At 62.3% G+C, this 16,301-nt stretch carries 16 protein-coding genes and 1 tRNA gene; 4 read left to right on the top strand and 13 right to left on the bottom strand.

What is annotated here, in order from left to right; genetic code table 11:
- Window positions 1-98 precede the first annotated feature (98 nt).
- Window positions 99-1,415, top strand: a complete 1,317-nt coding sequence (locus HMPREF3048_RS02415) for a hypothetical protein (RefSeq protein ID WP_070771098.1) — start codon at window positions 99-101, stop codon at window positions 1,413-1,415.
- On the opposite strand, the gene HMPREF3048_RS02410 is transcribed toward HMPREF3048_RS02415, so the two are convergent.
- Window positions 1,399-2,928 (bottom strand): N-6 DNA methylase, encoded by a 1,530-nt coding sequence (locus tag HMPREF3048_RS02410; RefSeq protein ID WP_070771097.1) that lies wholly within the window; start codon window positions 2,926-2,928, stop codon window positions 1,399-1,401. The genes HMPREF3048_RS02415 and HMPREF3048_RS02410 overlap by 17 nt on opposite strands.
- 67 nt (window positions 2,929-2,995) lie before the next feature.
- Here HMPREF3048_RS02410 and HMPREF3048_RS02405 point away from each other — a divergent pair, with 67 nt between their 5' ends.
- Entirely contained in the window at window positions 2,996-3,496 is a 501-nt protein-coding gene (locus HMPREF3048_RS02405; protein ID WP_208856607.1) for a ferritin, read from the top strand.
- Between the two features lie 71 nt (window positions 3,497-3,567).
- On the opposite strand, the gene HMPREF3048_RS02400 is transcribed toward HMPREF3048_RS02405, so the two are convergent.
- The 3 genes from HMPREF3048_RS02400 to gluQRS all read right to left on the bottom strand — a co-directional run bounded on the left by HMPREF3048_RS02400 (window position 3,568) and on the right by gluQRS (window position 8,022).
- Window positions 3,568-4,125 carry an LURP-one-related/scramblase family protein gene (locus tag HMPREF3048_RS02400; RefSeq protein WP_070771096.1) on the bottom strand — a complete coding sequence of 186 codons (558 nt, stop codon included), beginning with the start codon at window positions 4,123-4,125 and terminating at the stop codon, window positions 3,568-3,570.
- A gap of 115 nt (window positions 4,126-4,240) precedes the next feature.
- A complete protein-coding gene (locus tag HMPREF3048_RS02395) occupies window positions 4,241-6,955 on the bottom strand; it encodes a YPDG domain-containing protein (RefSeq protein ID WP_070771095.1) in 2,715 nt (904 codons plus the stop codon).
- A 143-nt stretch (window positions 6,956-7,098) separates the two neighbouring features.
- Window positions 7,099-8,022, bottom strand: coding sequence for a tRNA glutamyl-Q(34) synthetase GluQRS (gene gluQRS, locus HMPREF3048_RS02390; RefSeq protein ID WP_070771099.1), 924 nt, complete (start codon window positions 8,020-8,022; stop codon window positions 7,099-7,101).
- 19 nt (window positions 8,023-8,041) lie between these two features.
- Here gluQRS and HMPREF3048_RS02385 point away from each other — a divergent pair, with 19 nt between their 5' ends.
- A complete protein-coding gene (locus HMPREF3048_RS02385; protein WP_070771094.1) occupies window positions 8,042-8,698 on the top strand; it encodes a queuosine precursor transporter in 657 nt (218 codons plus the stop codon).
- Here HMPREF3048_RS02385 and HMPREF3048_RS12680 read toward each other — a convergent pair.
- From HMPREF3048_RS12680 to HMPREF3048_RS02355, 9 genes are all read right to left on the bottom strand, one after another.
- A complete protein-coding gene (locus HMPREF3048_RS12680; protein ID WP_371326161.1) occupies window positions 8,634-9,053 on the bottom strand; it encodes a DUF3800 domain-containing protein in 420 nt (139 codons plus the stop codon). The genes HMPREF3048_RS02385 and HMPREF3048_RS12680 overlap by 65 nt on opposite strands.
- Window positions 9,010-9,333, bottom strand: a complete 324-nt coding sequence (locus HMPREF3048_RS11680) for a helix-turn-helix domain-containing protein (protein ID WP_083279335.1) — start codon at window positions 9,331-9,333, stop codon at window positions 9,010-9,012. Before HMPREF3048_RS11680 ends, HMPREF3048_RS12680 begins: the two co-directional genes overlap by 44 nt.
- Window positions 9,334-9,410: 77 nt before the next feature.
- Window positions 9,411-9,836 carry a hypothetical protein gene (locus HMPREF3048_RS11995; RefSeq protein WP_141739354.1) on the bottom strand — a complete coding sequence of 142 codons (426 nt, stop codon included), beginning with the start codon at window positions 9,834-9,836 and terminating at the stop codon, window positions 9,411-9,413.
- Window positions 9,837-10,054: 218 nt separating this feature from the next.
- Entirely contained in the window at window positions 10,055-11,311 is a 1,257-nt protein-coding gene (gene tgt, locus HMPREF3048_RS02380) for a tRNA guanosine(34) transglycosylase Tgt (RefSeq protein ID WP_070771093.1), read from the bottom strand.
- Window positions 11,308-13,671, bottom strand: coding sequence for an MMPL family transporter (locus tag HMPREF3048_RS02375; RefSeq protein ID WP_070771092.1), 2,364 nt, complete (start codon window positions 13,669-13,671; stop codon window positions 11,308-11,310). The genes tgt and HMPREF3048_RS02375 overlap by 4 nt, the downstream gene beginning before the upstream one ends.
- Window positions 13,672-13,729: 58 nt before the next feature.
- Window positions 13,730-13,817: transfer RNA gene (locus HMPREF3048_RS02370), tRNA-Ser, on the bottom strand.
- 39 nt (window positions 13,818-13,856) lie between these two features.
- On the bottom strand, window positions 13,857-14,084 hold the full coding sequence (locus tag HMPREF3048_RS02365) for a CsbD family protein (protein ID WP_070421601.1): 228 nt from the start codon (window positions 14,082-14,084) through the stop codon (window positions 13,857-13,859).
- A gap of 76 nt (window positions 14,085-14,160) precedes the next feature.
- The gene (locus HMPREF3048_RS02360; protein WP_083316657.1) at window positions 14,161-14,595 is read right to left on the bottom strand and encodes a nucleoside deaminase; all 435 of its coding nucleotides are present in this window, start codon (window positions 14,593-14,595) and stop codon (window positions 14,161-14,163) included.
- Between the two features lie 28 nt (window positions 14,596-14,623).
- Window positions 14,624-15,106 carry a tRNA adenosine deaminase-associated protein gene (locus HMPREF3048_RS02355; RefSeq protein ID WP_070771090.1) on the bottom strand — a complete coding sequence of 161 codons (483 nt, stop codon included), beginning with the start codon at window positions 15,104-15,106 and terminating at the stop codon, window positions 14,624-14,626.
- Window positions 15,107-15,156: 50 nt separating this feature from the next.
- On the opposite strand from HMPREF3048_RS02355, the gene HMPREF3048_RS02350 reads away from it, so the two are divergent.
- Window positions 15,157-16,161, top strand: coding sequence for a prephenate dehydrogenase (locus HMPREF3048_RS02350; RefSeq protein ID WP_070771089.1), 1,005 nt, complete (start codon window positions 15,157-15,159; stop codon window positions 16,159-16,161).
- Window positions 16,162-16,301 lie beyond the last annotated feature (140 nt).

The raw sequence follows: 16,301 nt of genomic DNA, 5'->3' as shown, positions 1-16,301 counted from the left end.
CACACCCCGTCAAATATGTCGTGACTTCGGACACCACATCCTCCGCAAATTTCACGCCCCGCGTTTCTACGCGGGGCGTTTTTGCTACCGTTTTGTGCGTGACCACCGCTGCGAACACTGCACATACTGCGCTCGATCAACTCGCTGACCTGCTGGGTATCGGCCGTTATACGGTTGCGGATGCGGGCATGATCCCGCGCGCGATCGCCCTTGCCGCCGCCGAGGAACTCGACGTGCCCTACGAGGACGCGTGGACTGCCGAGGAGATCGCGGACAGCATCTTCGACAACTTCGCCCAGTACATCCTGGGCTCCGGGGTTGATGGTCGGGCGGCGACGCTGCGCGCAATTGTCGACGACCACTTCACCGCCCAGACGTCTCGCACCCGGGGGTCGGGGGTGTCGTCGTTTAGCAAGCTCTCGTCGGACGACTTCACCCCGGCGAAAAACAAGTTGGAGGCGGTCAACCGCATTAGCGCGCTGACCGATTCGGGCCCGGAGACGCTCGGGCCGGGGTCAAAAGAGCGCAAGTCGGTGCTGGTGAACCTGGCGCGCGCGATCGACAACAACAACGCGCCGGAGGATGCAACCAAGATCGAGCTCGGGCGTTGGTTGGCACAGCAGTTGGGCGGGACGTGGGGGCCGCGTGATTACTCGTCGGGCTACACGATCACGCTCAACGGGCTGAATAATCTGCTGCACCTGGCCACGCGCCGGTTTACGGGCGCGGAGGATTTCGCCTCTCCACTGCTGGAGGCCAACGCGCTCGTCGCCGGTGCTGCGGAGGCGCTCGGCCTGCGGGCGGACACCGATTGGGCGAGCCTCCCGTTCGACGGGCGCACGTGTGTGGAGGAGATGCTCGCGGCGCAGTACCGCAACCGGAACCAAACGGAGTGGTTCGCCTGGTACGCCGAGTTCAAGGTTCTGCCGTTTTATGCGGCGAAGTTCAAGGGCGGCCCGGCGACCATCGGCCACACGGAGTTCGACTATCAGGGCACCCGCACGTGGGATTTGAAGGTGCATTCCAGCGACGGCAAGGCGGACCGCACGCCGCTGAACGACCAGTACTCGGTGGATCTTGCCGCAGCACAGGACGGGGTCGGGTTCATCGTGGTCAACACGGTGCCGGATTACACCGACGAGGACGCGTTTTACCGCTGGCACATGGCCAAGCGTGGCAAGGTGGTCAAGGAACGCAAGCCGAACTCGCGCAAGCTCAAGGTCGCGCACACGGTGACCAGCATCGAGGCGTACTACTTCCCGGACACTGCATCTATTAGCGACGCCATCGCCCGCGGCATCATCAAAGTCTTCAACCAGGGCCGCCAGCAGGACGGCTCGCCGCGCAAGCCGAAGTACGAGATGGACATGGCGCTCGCGCGCGGCACGGATTATTTGCTCACGGCACTTGCGTGAGGTCCTGCGCGTACGCCGCCGCCACGTCCACGTCACGCCCGAACACCACGCGGTTGAGCCGCTCCACAAGGGCGAAGGGGTGCTTGACGTTTTCGTTGACAATGCCGGCGTTGAGTTTGGTGACTAGGTTGTCGCGTTCGGAGGCGCGGATGTCGCTAATAAGCACAGGCTCGATGTCGGGCACCGGCACGGACATGAGCACGCGACGGGTGAGGCTTACGCCGCCGTCGTGCCAGCGCCACCACAAATACGGCGCGGACGAGTTCAGCGTCACCGCCGCGAGGTCACGGTCGTGTGCGGTGGCGAAGTGCAGCACCTGCTTCGAGCGCCTGCTCAACTCCCCGAACGCGGCGGAGATGTAGTAGCGCGGGGTGGTGGCTACGGTGAGCGAAAACTCGGTCGGGCCAGGTACGACGAGGTCGGCGATGGTGCGCTGCCACCCCTGCATCTGCCGCCAGATGTCTTGGTGGTCGGGGTGGATTTTCAGCCACTCCCCTCCTGGTCCGATCTGCCGTGGGGCGAGCAGGTGCGGTGCCTTTTCCAGCAAGGCTGCCCTTGATGCCGCACGCCATCGCAAGATCGGCGTGACCCGCCACGCGCTTGCCCCCGGCGGGCACACGGTGACGGCAGCGCGCACAAAGTTGGTTTTCGACGTGTTCGACGAGCCGAACTTGTAGCCGCGAAACAGGGTGTCGGGGACGTTGTCGAAGACGGTGATGTCGCCGCCGGTGAGGTGTTCGTCGATTAGCAATCGCAGCCCTGCGAACTTCGGCGCGCCCAGGTAGGAGGCGGGCGTGACCGCGATGAAGCCGCGGCTGGTGGTGGCGACACGCTCCATGAAATAGGCGAACAGGTCGCGGGTGGCGGCGGTGGCGAACGTGTCGTCGCGCGCGGTGGAGGCGTACGGCGGGTTCATGATGACGAAGTCGTGGGCGGGGATGTCGTCGTGAAGAAAATCGGCCACCACGCAGCGCGCGGCGAGCGCCTCAAAGCCTGCCGTGTCGCCCGGCGCGAGGAAGTGCGACAGCAGCACCACCGCGGTGTGCAGCGCGACCGGGTCGATGTCCACCAGGATCAACTGCTTTGCGACGAAGCCCCCCACATCCCCATCAACCTTCCGCGCAAGGTGCCACGCAAGCACCCCAGTGCCACAGCACGGGTCCACCCACGTGCCCTCCGGGAAACGGTTGACGTGCTGGGCCATGAAAGCGGCGGCGTCGTCGGGCGTGAAGTACTGGCCCGCATCCTTGCGCGCCTTACTGTCGCTGAGCGCCAGGAACGCCTCGTAACAAACCGCGATCTCCCCGATGGTCATGTTTTCGAACACATCTTCTGCCAGCGGCTCGACCCCCAGGTAGGATTCCACCACCGGCGCAAGGTCGGGCCGCAACGCGTTCGAGTGCGCCGCGATCCCCCGCAGCCATGCCTGTTGGCCTGCGATTTCGGGGTGCGCGCGCAGGCGGTTCAGCGTGGCGGTGACACGCTTTGCGGAGAAGTTCGATCCCTGGGGCACGGTGCCCGAGCTTATAGCTCTTTTACTCTTCCGCTCCAATCTGGGCTGCTGTATACTCGCGTGCATGATCGACGCAAAGCTTTACGAAGCAATCAACCAGCAAGTCACCGAAGAGTACGGTGCCGCCTACATCTACCGCTACCTGGCCAACGAGATGGACGCCCTGTCCTTCCCGGGCCTGAGCGAGTGGTTCGCCGCGCAGGCATCTGAGGAGTGCGACCACGCGCAGAAGTTCGCCCAGCACCTCATTGACCGTGGCGAGCATGTCAAGCCGCACAACATTGAGATCGACGCGCCTGAGATCAAGACCCCGCTCGACGCATTTGAGGCTGCTCTTGCGCACGAGAAGAAGGTTTCGGAGCAGATCCGCCAGATCACTCGCCTGGCCGATGAGGTCGGCGACCTGGGCTCCCGCCCGCTGCTCAACTGGTTCCTGGAGGAGCAGATTGAGGAAGAGTCGACCGTGAGCGAGATCGTCGACCAGCTCAAGCTTGTTGGCAAGGACGGCTCGGGCCTGTTGCGTATCGACGCCCGCCTGGCCGGCCGCTCCACCGACTCCGACGCGTAACCCACCCCCGGATTTCGCGTTCAGCCCCCGTCACGTGCGGGGGCTTTGTTTGTGTCTAGCGCTGTTTGTGTCTAGCTGGATTGTTGGCGGCGCTTGACCCGCCACATGTCGATCGCGATGACCACACCGAGGATCGCAGCGTGCTGGCGTTCGTCCAGCTCCGGCTCGAATTGCACCCGGTAGTCCGACTTGCCGGTCAGTTCGCGCCCGAAGCCTTTGTATTCCGCGACCACGTGCGCGATCGGGCGGCCCTGCGATGTGAGCGTGTAGTTGCGGTTGAACACCTTGCCTTCGACTTGCACCTCGGGAAACCCTGCGATGTCGAGGTCGAATTTTGAGCCCATGAGCTTGAACCGCGATGTCAGCCGCGCCAGCTCCATCGCGGGAGTGACCAGACGCACGGTGTAGCTGTCGCGGATGAGGTCGATCGGGTCTTCGATGCTGATAAGGTGCGTGCCGCCTGCGTCGAACACGTCGACTTGGCGCGAGGCCCGGCTCAGCACGTCTTTCATGTTGAGCTTCGTTTGCCGTGCCGTGCCAAGCGGTTGTCCGGTGGGTGCTTCGATCGCGAACTCGTTGCGGCCGAAGATTTTGGTTTGCCGGATAATGACTTCGTTTTCCCGCAGCATGGTGTAAATCGTAATCCCGCCGCGCTGCGCGTGCTGGGCAGAAATGCGTAAAAGGCTGACGCCAGTTCCGAGTGCGAACTGGCATCAGCCTTTTACGGTGTTCGGAAGAGAAGGGTTAGGCGGTTTCCTCGGTCTCCTTACCGTCGCTCTTGTCCTCGCCCTTGTCGGAGGAACCCTTCGCATCTGACTTGGAGCTCTGGGCCCACTCCGGCAGTTCGCCGTCCTTGCACAGGGCGGCGAGGATGCCAATGCCTGCTGCCAGACCAGCCAGGGACAAACCGATGGCTGCTGCCTGGGTGACCTCCGGGCCGAACTGCTGCTGCAGGCGGTCAGCCTCAACCTGGATCTGACGCATCCACTCCGGCTGCGGGCGGCGGTTGGTCTCGCCGCCGAGGCCGAACTGCTCGAGCGGGTTCGGGATGTTCATCTTCTCCGACACGTTCGCTGCTGCCTTGCCCAGCTCGGCGCCGAGCGGGCCGGCCAGCGGTGCACCGATGGCGATCAGCAGGCCGAGCGGAACCAGCCACAGCAGCGGGTTGTTCTCGGACGACATGCTGTCGAAGCACTTCTTCAAGTTCTCCGAGGAGCCCTGGTCAGACACCAGGTTCTGCGGCTGCTTCTGGCCTGGGTCGTTCGGGATGGAACCGTTGTCGGTCTTGACCGGGATCTCGACGATCGTGGTCTTGCCGTCCGGCGTCTTCACCTCCACCGGGATGGTGATGTTGGTGCCCGGCTTCACGTCGGCTGGCGGGGTGATGGTCAGGTTGCCCGTGCTTGGGTTGACCTCGACCTTCCAACCCTCCGGGATCTTCGGGTTGTCCGGGATCTTCCATTCGCCCGAACCGTTCGGCGGCGGAACCTCCGTCTTCTGGCCCGGGTAGACAACGATCACGGTGGTGGTGTTGTCGCCTGGGGTGGTGTTGTCGGTGCCGTTGCCCGGCTGGGTCTCCGGGACCTTCACCGTGACCTTTGCCGGCACGACGTCGGTCTTGCCGCTCGGGTAGGTGACGGTGACGTTGATGATCTTCTCGTCGCCATTCTTCGCGGTCTTCGGCACGGTGACCGTGATGTCGCCAGTCTTGGCGTCGATCTGCGGGTTCCACTCCTCAAGATCCTGACCCGGGGTGATCTCGTAGGTGGAACCACCCGGCACGTCGTCCTTCTTCGGCTTCAAGATGGCGTTCTGGCCCGGGGTCTTCTCTACCTTCGGGTACTCCGGGGCACCGTGGACGATGACCTTCGCCGGAACGTTCTTATCCACAGAACCGTCCGGGTAGGTCACGTCGACCAGGATCGTCTTCACGTCGCCAGGCTTTGCGGAGCCCGGAATGGTGACGGTGATGGTGCCGGTTGTCGGATCAACCTTCGGCACCCAATCGCCCAAGTCCTGGCCCGGGGTGATGGTGAAGGTGGAGCCGTCCGGCAGGTTCTTGTTGTTCTGCTCGAGGCTGACCTCCACCCCGACCTTGCCGTAGGTCTCGCCGTAGCCCGGGGTGTTCAGGTTTGCGTCGGTCTCGCGCACCGTCACCACCGTGTCGATGGTGTCCTTGGAGCCGTCGGCGTAGGTGACGTCCACGGTGAACGTGGCGGTATCGCCGTGCTTCGCGCCCTTCGGGGCGGTGACCTTCAGCGTGCCGTCCTTGGCTGGTTCGGCGGTCCACCCTTCCGGTGCGTCGACGACGGTGTAGGTGGCGTCGACGGCGATGCCGCGGACGTCGCCAGGCTGCGCCTTCAACGCAACATCAACGGAGCCACCCGGCTTGACCGTGTTCGGCGTGTTGTAGGCGGGAGCAAACTTAGCAACGGGGACGGAACCGGTGAACTTCGGCGTGTCCTGATCAACAACGCCGTCCTCGGTTGCAACGCGCAGTACCTGTGGGTTCTTGTAGGCGTCGAAATCCTCGTCCTTGGTGGCCTCGCGAGGGTTCGCGATGATCTCCACGTCAACCTTCGCCGCCTTGTCGTCATCAACCGAACCGGTCGCGCCCTTGGGGAGGGTGACGTAGACCTTGCCGGTGTCGTCGACACGCACCTTGGCACCCTCGATCTTCTTGCCAGCGATGGAAACGTTGCCGGTCAAACGTTGGTAGTCGTTCTCCGCATTGGCCACCGTGATGCCGGTGTCGTACTCGTTGCCGTCCGCGATGATCGCCTGGGACTGCTGCTCAGAAGCAACAATTGGCGCGCAGTCATCGGTCTCAAATACCCACGGGGCGACTTCAATCTGCACAGTTGGGCTGACGCGGGTCTTCTCAGCCGCCAAGATCGTCGGATTATTGACCCTCCAAGCCCACGTCTGCGCCTGCTGATTGCTGTCCACAGCCAGCTTCACAACGGCCGTGCGCTTCTGATCACGCTTCAGCGAAAAGGACTCCTGATCAATCAGCGCAACCTCGTTGACATCAAGCATCTCAACGGGCTCATTGCCCTTGCGCTTGATCTCAACGGAGCCCTTCTTCAGAGCTTCAAGCTTGTAGGAGTGGGTTGCATCCTGCGTACCTACGTTTTCAACAACGATGAACGCCGTGCCGGATTGAAACACCCGCTCACTGTCAGCGCTTACGCTCACCCACGGCACGAAAGCGTTGTCTACCTCGTCGAGGCCAACACCCACGCTGACCCCGTTTTGGGTTGTCTTCAGCGCCACGCCAGGGTTCACCGTGGTGATGTTCTGATCCAGCACAACAGCACATGCGCCCTGCTGTGGGTTCGCGGTCCGACCCGGAGGGCTTGTGAATTCTTCTGGCAGCGCGGTTGCTTGCGGGGCGACAACAGCCGAAGCGCCGAGGGCAAGCGCAACGGTGCTCGCAGCAATCTTCTTCGAAATCATGAAGTCTCCTTAGAGGTTCGTTGCCCAGTGGTGCGTCCCCAAACGCAGCCACGTGACCTTCCTCCAAATATGAGTGAGCTTCAGACCGACCGCAAGAGTTTTAACATATAAAAAACAGGTTATACTTCACTAAAACACAGCAATTACAAAGATTCCCACGTCCATGGGTCGCGCGACAGTTGTGACGGTTCGAACACATCCAACAAACCATTCACGCTATCTACCTGGCCATATCCGAGCGACCCGGCAATATCACGCACAATGTCGGACTGACGTTTATCGGCCAACATCTCCCTCAGAGTGACAGCGCCATCGCGCTTTGCTAATCGACGACCCCCTGGCCCCACCACAAGCGGAACGTGAATATAAAAAGGCGTCACGAGAGAAAGTTGATCAGCCAAATACGCTTGTGCCGGGGCAGAAAACAACAAATCGTCGCCGCGCACAACCTGATCCACCCCCTGAAAACCGTCGTCCACAACGACCGCCAAGTTGTACGCCCAATCCCCCGCCTGTGCCTGATCCACACGCCCGCCGCGCTTCAAAATCACATCATCAACCGGCCCCGTGTAGGCACCGTGGTAGAAATCCTCAACCGTCCACTCACGCACGTGGGCCCGCAAACGGATTGCGGGGAGGCGGCCCTCGTCGGCGAGGTCGCGTCGTCGTAAAGCACGCTGCTCCTCAGAGAGATCACGACACGTCCCCGGATACATCCCCGGCTGCGCATGCGGCGCCGACGCCGCCTCCCGGATATCCCGGCGCGTGCAATAACACTCATACGTATCCAGGCGAGCCAGCGCATCTGCATACGCGTCCCCGCGATCGTGCTGGTAGAGCACCGGAGGATCGAAGTCGAGGCCGAGCGCCTCCAAGTCCTCAATCTGGCGCAGCGCCGACTCCGTGGAAGAACGCTCCGAATCAATATCCTCCACACGCAAAAAGAACTTCCGGCCGCTTTGGCGAGCAAACAGCCACGCCAGCACCGCCGTACGCAAATTGCCAAAATGGAGATCGCCGCTCGGACTCGGCGCATAGCGACCAGCAGGACCTTGGAAAACAGCCATATGTGCAATGATATTGCGCATGTCACCGCGCGTATCCCGCTCCCCATACCCGTACCTGCTCGCCGTGTTCTGCGCGGTGTTTCTCATCTCGAACATCACGGCACAAAAAGGCGTGGTCATCGGGCCGCTAGTCACCGACGGGGCCTTCTTCCTCTTCCCCATCTCCTATGTCATCGGCGACGTCATCGCCGAGGTCTACGGGTTCAAAGCCGCACGCCGCGCCGTGTTCACCGGCTTTTTCATCGCGGTGCTTGCCGTGGTGACGTTCTACATCGCCATCTGGCTGCCCGCGGCGGACTTCTACGACATGCAAGACACCTTCGCCGCAGTCCTGGGCTTGTTGCCGCGCATCGTCGCGGCCTCGCTCGCCGGCTACGTAGTGGGTCAACTACTCAACGCGTGGGTACTGCAGAAGATGAAGGACCGCTTCGGCACCGACCGCCTCTGGGCGCGCCTGATCGGCTCCACCATCGTCGGCGAATTCGCGGACACGCTGCTGTTCTGCACCATCGCCGCGAGCGTGATCGGCGTCGATTCCGCCGGCACGTTTATCAACTACGTCGTTGTTGGGTTCCTGTGGAAGACCCTCATGGAGGTCGTGCTGCTGCCGATCACCTATCCGACGATCGCAGCCGTGCGCCGCGCCGAGCAGCGCATCGCCGACGAGAGCGCGTAACCCACAGGGCTCCGAAACCTGTACTGTTGCTAATGCAGACCCCCTCCACACGTGTGGACCAAGGGGGTCTAGCTGTTTCTAATCTAACTCGCGTGGCCCCCCTGGAAGGATCACGTGGAGCGAGGTACTCGCTGTACCAATTGTGGGCGAACTTGTGTTTGGGCACTTTCATTAACGACGAATTCGCACTCCACGCAACGTGATCTGCCATCTGAACGAGTTGGGACGCCCTGGAGTCCAAGAAGATGGGATCCTCAATAACATGCCGAGTTGTCCTTGGGAGTTCACGATGTGCTCGGCGAAAGTCTTTCTCAGTTCCGTCCCTTACGAGCCGGTGTGAAGGCCAAGCGCAAATCCAGCGCAGCTAGAACCTTAAGCAGCGTTTCTACCGTCGGATTCCCAACTCCATTTTCTATGCGACTCAGTTCAGCCTGTTGAATTCCGGCAGCATCAGCAACAGATTGCTGAGTTGCGCCGCGATCATGCCGGGCCGACGCAAGTGCAGCACCTACCGCTTTACGCTCTGCAAGTTCCGCAGCAAACGCTCGCGTTGCCGCATCACGAATTACCTCGGCTGCTGGCGATTCCGATTCTCGATATGGCTGGATGAAGTCTTCAAACTTTGTAGTGGCCATTTGTTCACCCCCACGCTCCGCTTAATAGGTAACCAGCAGCAAGTTTATGTGTTTAACCCCATATCAGCAAGGCGTATTTACTCTCTTTTCCAGGCAGACAAAACGGAGCGCGCTGCACGAATTTCCTTCTGCTCCTGCTTTCGACTTGGATCGCGCAACTTGTTGTATCCACCGAGCAACAAAACGATTCGCTGACCATAGAAAGTGCAATAGACACGAATTAGCACCCGTTTCCGCCTCCACCGCTTTGGAACTTCGCCAACTCTTTCCGCTGCACCAAATTCGCGCAAGATAGTCTCGATGTCACGTCGTATTCGTAGTTCGAAAAGACCCTGCCCTAAATTTTTTCCCCACTCGCTGGCACAGATATCGATGCCCAACGGTGCGAGCACATGCTCAATCGCCACCTCTACGACAGTGCGCTCTGCTTCATCCAACCGACTGTAGAAACGAGCAAAATTCCCACCGTCAAAAACCTCAATACTCCAAGTTGGTTCAGCCAAACTATCCCCCATTCCCCAATGCGATTCACTTTAGCCGGATGCGGCTCGAAGTTTCCCCAAAATCGCTCCAACCCTAGACCCGCAAATCACAGCTTAGGGGCAAACCCGAACTCACCCTGCTTGCTAGACCGAGCACATGAGTGCCCCAGAGGGCGTCTAACCGGACATCGGGTCGAGTTCGGGTTTGCTCCTAAGCTGGCTGCGCGACTACATATCCCCTACTTCCCGGCGTAGTAGCGGCCGAGGAACTCGTCGCGGTAGGCCTCGTAATCGCCGGCGTCGATGGCAAGGCGGATGTTGTCCACGAGGCGGATCATGAACTCTAGGTTGTGGATCGTGCACAGCGTGCCCGCCAGGAACTCCTTCGCCTTGAGCAGGTGGTGGATGTAGGCGCGAGAGTAGTTCTCAGAGACGTAGCCGCCGAACTCCTCGTCCACCCCGGAGAAGTCGCGCTTGAAGCGGGCGCCGGCGAGGTTCATGCGGCCGTCCAGGGTGTACACGCCGCCGCGGCGGCCGAGGCGCGTCGGGGCAACGCAGTCGAAGGTGTCGGCACCAGCTTCGACGGCGGTGAAGATGTCGTCCGGCTCCGAAATGCCCAGCAGGTGGCGTGGCATGTCGATAGGAAGTTCGTCGGTGACCCAGCCGACGATCGTGCCCAGATTTTCCTTCTCCAGGGCGCCACCGATGCCGAAGCCACCGAAGCCACGGCGGCCCTCGTCGAGCGCCTCGCGGTGAAGATCCAACAAGCCGTGCACCGCCTGGCGGCGCAGGTCCTCGTACTGCGCCCCCTGCACCACGCCCCACAGGGACTGCAGCGGCTTGTCCGCCCGAACCTCGGTCAGGCGGTCGTGCTCGATGAGGCAACGCCGCGCCCAACGCCGGGTGCGCTCGACGGAATGCTCCTGGTAGGCGCGGGTATCTACAAGCGTGGTCAGCTCGTCGAAGGCAAACATGATGTCGGCGCCCAGCTGGTGCTGGATCTGCATCGACACTTCAGGGGTGAAGCGGTGGGAGGAGCCGTCGATGACGGATTTGAAGTCGACGCCGTCGTCGTCGACACGCGCCATGCGATCCTTGTTCGCCGCACGGATGTCGCCCTCGGTCAGGCCCGCGGTGTCCATGGCGAGGACCTTTTTAAAGCCGACGCCGAGGCTCATCACCTGGAAGCCGCCGGAATCGGTGTAGGTGGGGCCGTGCCAGTTTTCGAAGGCGGCGACGCCGCCGGCCTCGTCGACAATGTCGGGCCCTGGCTGCAGGTACAGGTGGTAGGCGTTGGAGAGGATCGCTTGCGCACCGGTGGAGCGGATCTGCTCGGGCGTGAGCGTTTTCACCGTCGCCTTGGTGGCCACGGGGATGAACGCAGGGGTCTGAATGGAACCGTGCGGGGTGTGGATCACACCGGTGCGGCCATGCCTACCCGGCGCGGGCTCCAGCTGGGTGCCGACCTCGAAGGTGGTGTCCGTCTGCTGCGTCATGCGTGTTCCTTTTCTAGTTCGGTGCCCTCAACGTCGACCTCGGGGAGGAGTTTGTCCAGCCATTTTGGCATCCACCAGGCGGCGCGGCCGAGGAGGAACATGGTGGCGGGGACGAGGGCCATGCGGATGAAGAAGGCGTCGAACAGTACTGCGACACCGAGTGCGAAGCCGAAGATTTGGATGAACGGCAACGGTTGGTCCAAGAAGGCGATGAAGACGGCGATCATGATGATCGCGGCGGCGGTGACCACGCGCGCGCCTTGCCTGAAGCCTTGCACGGTGGATTCGTGCACGGCGCGCAGCCGGTCGCCGTCGCGGTTGCGCAGGTAGGCCTCGCGCATGCGGGTGACCAGGAAGACTTGGTAGTCCATGGCGAGGCCGAAGGTGACGCCGATGAGGAAGATCGGCAGGAAGGACAGGATCGGGGTCGGCGTGTTCACCAAACCCCAGAGGCCTTCTTGGAAGAACAGGACGGTCACGCCGAAGGCGGCGCCGACGGATAGCAGGAAGCCAAGGCCTGCCACGAGCGGCACCATGATGGAGCGGAACACGATAACGAGCAGCACGATCGCCAGCCCCACCACGATGGAGAGGTACAGCGGCATGGCCTTTGAGAGTTCTTCGGTGATGTCCATTTGGACGGCGGTCAGGCCGGTCAGGCCAACGTCGATACCCGTGGCGTCTTCCACCTGGCTGATGGCCTCGCGCACTCCGTGGGCGATTTGCAAGGTGCGTTCCTCTTCCGGACCACCGGTTGGGGTGGCGAGGATCTGGGCGGCTGTGAGGTCGTCGTTAGCTGCGATGAGCTGCGCGTGCTCGATGCCGTTGACGGAGCCGATCTCGCCCATGGTGTAGATGAAGGACGCGAGCGCTGCCTTTTGGGCGTCGCCGCCCGCCTCATCGGGGATGACGTCCATGTACGGCTGGAGGATCTCCGCGTCGGGGTTCACGCTATGCGCGTCGACCACCAGCAACAGCGGTGCGTTCACGCCGGGGCCGAAACCTTCCGCCATAAGGTCTGCGGATTTGCGTTGGGTGGTGTCGTAGTTGGAGGTGCTGTCGGACGGCAGCGACATCTCCAGGCCAAGCACCGGGGTGGACAGCGCACCAAGCCCCAGCACGACCACTGCCATAACAAGGCCCGGCACCTTTTCGACGAAGCGCACCCACCGCTTACCCATCGAATTCTCATCGAGGTCCTTCCCCGGACGCTTACCCGGGCCGGGATTTCCAGCCAGGCCGGGAATCTTGCCCGCGAAGGTCTTCGAGCCGAACGCGCCAAGCAACGCCGGTACAAGCGTCAGCGCGACGAGCACCGCGATGAACACGGTGACGGCGGCGGCAAGGCCCATCCAGGTGAGAAACTCGATCTGCGCCAGTGCCAGGGCGACCAGCGCGGTAAAGACCGTGGCACCGGCGAACACCACCGAGGAACCCGCGGTGCCGACAGCCATTCCGGCCGCCTCATCCGGCGGGAGGTGGCGTGCCTCCTGGCGGTAGCGCGACAGGATGAACAGGGCGTAGTCGATGCCCACGGCCAGGCCGATCATGACGGCAAGGACCGGAGTGACGTCGTTGAGCTCCACCCAGTGGGTGGTCAGCAGCACCAGCAGCGCGCCGATACCCACGCCGACCACGGCGGAGATGATCGGGATCACCGACGCCGCCAAGGAACCGAAGGTGACCACGAGCACCAAAAACGCCACGGCCAGGCCGACCATCTCAGAGGTGGTCTTAATGGCAATCGGCTCGCCGAAACCAGCGCCGCCGGCCTCCACCTGAAGGCCCGCGTCCCGGCCGATTTTCATGGCCTCGTTCACCACGTCGCGGTCCGCTTGGTCGACGGACATCGACGACTCAGCGTCGAACTCGAAGGTGGTGTAGGCGATGCGGGCGTCGTCGCTAAGCATGCGCAACTGATACGCATCCGCTTCCGCGCGCTCCCGCGGCATGCCCATCTCAGTCATCTGGCCAATGACCATGCGCTGCAACTCGCCGTTGACCGTCACTGGATTGCCGAAGCGCTCCCCCTCCACCCCGAGATGGTCGCGGATATAGCCGACGGTGGCATCCATCGCCGCCATATGCTCGGACGTATCCAGGCGCTGACCCTCAGGCGCGGCGAACACCAAGTTCACGCCAGGGGCTGTGGCCACATTGCCGGCATCGGGGAAGTTTTTCTCCATGTCGCGCAGCGCGTCGATAGCCGGTGTGCCCTCGATTGCGAACTCGGAGGTAAACGGCTTCATCAACGAAAACGCGCCGCCCGCAGTCGCACCGAACAGCAGCAGCCACGCCACAATCACCCGCCATTTGTGCAGGTAGGACCAACGTCCGAGGTTGTACAGCAGTTTCGCCACGTCAAAGGGTTCCTTCTGTGATACGGAAAAAGCCCCCGTTGCCGGGGGCTTTAACACTTGGCGGTAGCGGCGGGATTTGAACCCGCGGTGGTTTTACCCACACTCGCTTTCGAGGCGAGTACCTTCGGCCGCTCGGACACGCTACCGCCGACTAGATTAACGGCAGCGCCGCCAAGAAACCAAATTTAGCGGTCAGCTTCGTCGCGGACCTCGTCCGCCTTGTCCTCAACCTTGGCTGCGACCTCGTTGGCCTTGTCCTTAATAGCGTCGCCCGCCTCGGAGAGCTTCTCCTTAGCGCTGCCGATCAGCTGATCGGCCTTGCCCTCGTTCTGAAGCTTCTCGTTATCGGTAAGGTCGCCAGCTGCTTCCTTAGCCTGGCCCTTGATCTGATCAAGCTTGTCATCCAAACCCATGATGTTCTCCTTTATTCGTTGAAATTCGGTGCAGTCGCCCAGTGTAGGGACAAACCCGAACACTTTGGGTAACGATTCAATTACTCCTCAGCTCTTCAAAGAAATCACTCAGTAACCTGGCAGTTTCGACCTCCAGCACGCCAGCGCGCACCTCAGGGACATGCAGATGTCGCGGGTCTCGGATGGCATCCAGCACCGAACCCACCGCACCCGTCTTCGGCTCCCACGCGCCAAAAATTAACGACGACACCCTCGCCCCCAGAATCGCCCCCGCACACATCGTGCAGGGCTCCAGTGTGACCACGAGCTCACACTCATCCAGCCGCCACCTCCCCAACGCCTCGCACGCCTGACGGATGGCCTCCACCTCCGCGTGCGCGGTCGGATCGTTGTTCGCCTCCCGGCGGTTCACCCCCACCCCAAGGACCTCGCCCTCCGGGGAGAACACCACAGCCCCCACCGGTACATCGCCCGGCGGGGTCGTGCGGGCAACCTCGATCGCCTCCCGCATCTGTTCTTCAGCCCGGCGGGCAGGTTTGCTAATCGACGGCATCAGCAAGCTCGTCGCCAAATCCCAACTCGTCGGCGATGGTGTGGGCGAGATCGGCCGGGTCGGCGTCGTCGTCAAGCAAAATGCTCAACTGCTCCTCGGACAACCCCAGGTCCGCGAGGATGGCAAAGTCGCCATCAGCCCAGCCGTCGACGTTGTCCAGCTCATCCGGGTCGATGTCGGGGATGTCCACGTCGGCCTCATCCAGGATGTCAGCCGCGAAATCATCATCCACCGCCATCGTCGCGTCCGAAATCAGCACACGCACCTTCGACGGGCCCGGACGCACCACAACCAAATAGTCATCCTCCACGTTGAGCAGCGCAAACGCCGCGCCCTCGCTGCGCAAACCGCGCACAGCGTCAATGGAGGTGGAAAGGTCCGTGAAATCGTCGCAGAACTCGCGCACCTGCCACGAACCCCCAACCTGAGCGACGGTGACGGCAAACCCGTCCGTGAAGTCCTGACTCATGGGACGAAAGCGTAGTCCGCGCGGGCCAAAGTGTCACTAGACTTAACGCGGTGACTACCTACCAACTGCCCCCCATCTGCATTCTCGGCCTCGGACTGATCGGCGGGTCGCTCATGCGCGACCTGACCATCTCTAACGAACGCGTCTTCGGCTACACCATGCACGGGGCACGCGCAGCACAACGGGACGGCTTCGACGTCTCCGACAACATGGAAGAAGTGCTGCGCCGCGCAGAGGCCGACAACGCGCTCATCGTGGTCGCGGTGCCGATGGCGGCCGTGGCGTCCGTACTGGACCAGGTAGCTTCGTTCGCCCCGACGTGCGACATCACCGACGTGGTGTCCGTCAAAGAGCGCGTGTACGACCTCATCGTCGAGCGCGACATGCAGGGCCGCTACGTCGGCGGCCACCCCATGGCGGGCACCGAGTTTTCCGGCTGGAGCGCCTCCCACGAGGGCCTGTTCGAGGGCGCCGCGTGGGCCGTAACGTACGACTACGCGCGCGAAGGCCGTGCCGACGACCACTGGGCTGCCCTGTTCACCACCGTGTGCCGGCTCGCATCCGTTGTCGGTGCGGAGGCGGTCCCCGTGCGCGTATCGCTTCACGACGAATCCGTCGCCCGCGTCTCCCACCTCCCCCACGTCATCGCTGAAGCCCTGTCGTTGGTCGGCGACCGGGGCGGAACGCTCTCGCAGTCCCTGTCCGCCGGATCCTTTAGGGGCGCGACCCGGGTAGCTAGTACGGAACCCGAACTCGTGCGCAACATGTGCGAAACCAACGCCGACTCGCTCGTGCCTGTGCTCGACGAGTTCATCGAACTCCTCCAAGCCGCACGCGCTTCCCTTGCGGACGATCCGGCGTCCATGAAGCAGCTAGCCGAATCTGGCAACCGCGCCTACCTGCGCATGGCCGCCCGCAAAGGCGCCCGCCGCGAGTCCGTCTCCCCCGTGAAGATTTCTTCCCGCCCGGTCATGCGCGTCCACCCTGGCGCACCGGGCTGGGTCCGCCAACTCGAGCAGGTGGAGTCCCTCGGCGGACGCGTCGAGGTGTTCTAGGTTTTGTTTTTGGGGGGTTGGGGGTTTGGGGGGTTGATCCCTGGGGTTCCCCGGGGTTCCCTGGGGTTCTAGCCGGCCGTTTTCCGCTGGTCGTCTAGCTCTGTGTTGTCATGTCTCATGACTTTTTGGACATGGAGTCC

This window comes from Corynebacterium sp. HMSC075D04 (genome assembly GCF_001815635.1).
Lineage (GTDB): Bacteria > Actinomycetota > Actinomycetes > Mycobacteriales > Mycobacteriaceae > Corynebacterium > Corynebacterium coyleae.
This window is presented reverse-complemented; position numbering and strand designations above follow the sequence as displayed.